This is a genomic window from Azospirillum sp. (assembly GCF_035627195.1).
Classification (GTDB): domain Bacteria; phylum Pseudomonadota; class Alphaproteobacteria; order Azospirillales; family Azospirillaceae; genus Azospirillum.
The window spans coordinates 1-3,893 of sequence record NZ_DASPMG010000373.1; the positions used below are offsets into that span (position 1 = coordinate 1).

The following is a 3,893-nucleotide window of genomic DNA, read 5'->3' on the forward strand; positions in this document are numbered from 1 at the left end:
CGGCCACGAGCACGACATCCGCGCCCGCATCGACCGCAAGACGGGCGACATCCACCTCGCCCGCTACCTCGAGGTCGTGGAGACGGTGGAGAACGAGGCGACGCAGGTCGGCCTCGCCTACGCCCAGCGCCGCAAGCCGGATGCCAAGCCCGGCGACTGGATCGTCGACCCGCTGCCGCCCATCGACTTCGGCCGCATCGCCGCCCAGACCGCCAAGCAGGTGATCGTCCAGAAGGTCCGCGACGCCGAGCGCAAGCGCCAGTTCAACGAGTACAAGGACCGCATCGGCGAGGTCGTCAACGGCCTGGTCAAGCGCGTCGAGTACGGCAACGTCACCGTCGACCTTGGCCGCGCCGAGGCGATCCTGCGCCGCGACGAGCTGCTGCCTAGAGAGCACTTCAAGAACGGCGACCGCGTGCGCGCCTACATCTACGACGTGCGCGAGGAAGCGCGCGGGCCGCAGATCTTCCTGTCGCGCACGCACCCCATGTTCATGGCCAAGCTGTTCGCCCAGGAAGTGCCGGAGATCTACGACGGCATCATCGAGATCAAGGCGGTCGCCCGCGACCCCGGCTCGCGCGCCAAGATCGCCGTGCTCAGCCACGACAGCTCCATCGATCCGGTCGGTGCCTGCGTCGGCATGCGCGGCAGCCGCGTCCAGGCGGTGGTCGGCGAGCTGCAGGGCGAGAAGATCGACATCATCCCCTGGAACAACGACGCCGCGACCTTCGTGGTCAACGCGCTGGCCCCGGCCGAGGTGGCCAAGGTCGTTCTGGATGAGGAGAACAACCGCATCGAGGTGGTGGTGCCGGACGACCAGCTGTCGCTGGCCATCGGCCGCCGCGGCCAGAACGTGCGCCTCGCCACGATGCTCACCGGCTGGGACATCGACATCATGACGGAGGCGGAGGAGTCCGAGCGCCGCTCGGAGGAATTCCGCACCCGCTCGCAGCTGTTCATCGACGCGCTGGACGTGGACGACGTGATCGCCCATCTTCTGGTCGCCGAAGGCTTCACCACGGTCGAGGAGATCGCCTTCGTCGACACCGAGGAGCTGGCGGAGATCGAAGGCTTCGACGAGGACGTCGCGGCCGAGCTGAAGCAGCGCGCGCTGAGCTTCCTCGAGGAGCAGGACGCTTCCATGACCGAGCGGCGGCGCGAGCTGGGCGTCGGCGACGACGTGGCGGAGCTGTGCGGCCTGCCGCCGTCGATGCTCGTCAGGCTCGGCGAGAACGGCGTCAAGACGATGGACGACCTGGCCGACCTCGCCGCCGACGAGTTGCGCGAGATCCTCGGCAAGGACGCCCCCTCGGAAGAGGAGGCGAACGAGATCATCATGGCGGCCCGCGCCCACTGGTTCGAAAGCGAGGGCGGTGCCCCGCAGCAGCCGGCGGCCGGCGGCCAGCAGCCTGCCGCGGAATGACCCGCGGCACCTCGGTCGAGCAACGGTTCTTAGAGAAGACGGACGGTTACGGAACGGATGGTAGGTCTGAAGGACGCAGCAGTGACGGACGCCCCCGAGGCGTGCGCGGCGCCGGACCCCGCTGAGGAGCGGGGCCCGCTGCGCCGTTGCGTCGTCACGGGCGCCGTTCAGCCCAAGGAAGGCATGATCCGCTTCGTCGTCGCTCCCGACGCCACGGTCGTGCCCGACCTGGAGGAGCGCCTGCCCGGCCGCGGCCTGTGGCTGACGGCCGACCGCGCCGCGCTGGACAAGGCCGTTTCCAAGAACATCTTTTCCAAGGCCGCGCGCCGCGCCGTCCGCGCCGCGCCGGACCTGGGCGAACGGCTGGAACGCCTGCTGGAGCGCCGCTGCCTCGACCAGATCGGGCTGGCGCGCAAGGCCGGGCAGTCCGTCGCCGGTTACGAGAAGGTGCGCGAGGCGCTGAAGACCGGCCGTGTCGGCCGCGGCGGCGCGCCCGGCCTTCTTCTTGAAGCATCCGACGGTTCGGCGGATCAGCGCGGCAAGATCGCCGCGCTGGCGCCGCACCTGCCGATCGTGGACCTGTTCGACTCGGCGGCCATGGCCGCCGCGCTCGGCCGGGACCACGCCGTGCATGCCGTTATGGCGCGCGGCAAACTCGCCGATGGGCTGGCCCGCGATGCGGCCCGGCTGCAGGGCATAAGGGGCTTTGTCGCCGGCGCGGGGCCGGCGGGCCAGGGGTAACGTTCTAACTATCCGGATCCGATGACCGACAGCAACGACCAGGACCACAAGAAAGTCTTGCACCTCAACGCCGGCACCTCGAACAAGGGAAAGCTGGAGTTGAAGAAGCCGGTCGACACCACGGTCCGGCAGAGCTTCTCCCATGGCCGCTCGAAGACCGTGACCGTCGAGGTCAAGCGCAAGCGCACCGTCGAGAAGGGTGCCGTGCCCGGCATCGCCGACGGCGGCGCCGCGGCGCGCCAGGCGGCGCAGGGGCTGCCCGTGCGCGGCTCGGGCGGACGCCCGCAGCGCGGCGGCGGCGGCGGCGCCGTGCGCCAGCTGACCCGCGAGGAGCGCGAGGCGCGTGAACGCGCGCTGCGCGGCGCCATCCTCGAGGCGGAGACCCGCCGCACCGAGGTCGAAGACGACTACGAGGACGAGCTGGAGACCGGCGCCGTCGAGGTGGTCCAGGAGCCGGCGCCCGCGCCGGAGCCCGAGATCCTCGACGCCGAGACGCTGCGCCAGCGCGAGATGGACGAGCTGCGCCGCATCCAGGAGGAGGAGCGCCGCATCGCCGAGGAGGCCGAACGCCGCCGCAAGGAGGAAGAGGCCAAGCGCAAGGAAGCCGAGGAGGCCCGCCGGCCCGAGCCGGCCGCCCGTCGCGGCGAGGAGCGCCGCACCGACGACCGCGGCGTCCAGGGCGCGCGTCCCGCCCCCACCGCCCGTCCGGCCAACACCACCACCGAGGCGCCGTCCGCCCGTCCGCCGATCGGCGGTGCCCCTCCCGCCCGCGTCGACGACGACGAGGACGAGGGTGGTCGCGGCCGCGGCCGTCCCGGCAAGGGCCCGGCCAAGGCCCCGGCCGCGCCGGCCCGCAAGCCCGGCGGCGCCGGCCCCGGTGCCGACCGCCGTCGCGGCGGCGCCAAGATGACGGTGTCCCAGGCGCTCAGCGACGAGGGGGGTGAACGCACCCGCTCGCTCGCCGCGGTGCGCCGTGCGCGTGAGAAAGAGCGGCTGCGTCAGCTGTCGCGTCAGGAGACCCAGAAGGTGACCCGCGACGTCGTGCTGCCGGAAGTGATCACGGTCCAGGAACTCGCCAACCGCATGGCCGAGCGCGGTGCGGACGTCATCAAGGCGCTGATGCGCATGGGCGTCATGGCGACCATCAACCAGACCATCGACGCCGACACGGCGGAGCTGATCATCAGCGAGTTCGGCCACCGCGTGCGCCGCGTCTCGGAGGCCGACGTCGAGCTGGGCCTGCGCGGCGTGGACGACGTGGCCGACGCGCTGGTGCCGCGTCCCCCGGTCGTCACCATCATGGGCCACGTCGACCACGGCAAGACCTCGCTGCTGGACGCGCTACGCCAGACCGACGTGGTCAGCCGCGAGGCCGGCGGCATCACCCAGCACATCGGCGCCTATCAGGTGCAGCTGGAGTCGGGTGCGAAGATCACCTTCATCGACACGCCGGGCCACGCCGCCTTCACCGAGATGCGTGCCCGCGGCGCCAACGTCACCGACGTGGTCGTGCTGGTGGTCGCCGCCAACGACGGCGTCATGCCGCAGACCATCGAGGCGATCCACCACGCCAAGGCGGCGAAGGTTCCGATCATCGTCGCGATCAACAAGATCGACCTGCCCGACGCCAAGCCGGACCGCGTCCGCCAGGAGCTGCTCCAGCACGAGCTGGTGGTCGAGGAGATGGGCGGCGACATCCAGACCGTGGAAGTCTCGGCCAAGGCCAAGA

3 protein-coding genes are annotated in these 3,893 nt (G+C 71.3%); all 3 read left to right on the forward strand.

What is annotated here, in order from left to right; genetic code table 11:
- Positions 1-1,423, forward strand: a 1,423-nt coding sequence (gene nusA / locus VED21_RS32685) for a transcription termination factor NusA (RefSeq protein ID WP_324890023.1), incomplete at its 5' end; no start/stop codon positions are given.
- Between the two features lie 81 nt (positions 1,424-1,504).
- A complete protein-coding gene (locus VED21_RS32690; RefSeq protein WP_324890025.1) occupies positions 1,505-2,164 on the forward strand; it encodes an RNA-binding protein in 660 nt (219 codons plus the stop codon).
- A 21-nt stretch (positions 2,165-2,185) separates the two neighbouring features.
- The coding region (locus tag VED21_RS32695; RefSeq protein WP_324890027.1) for a translation initiation factor IF-2 N-terminal domain-containing protein at positions 2,186-3,893 on the forward strand (1,708 nt) is incomplete at its 3' end.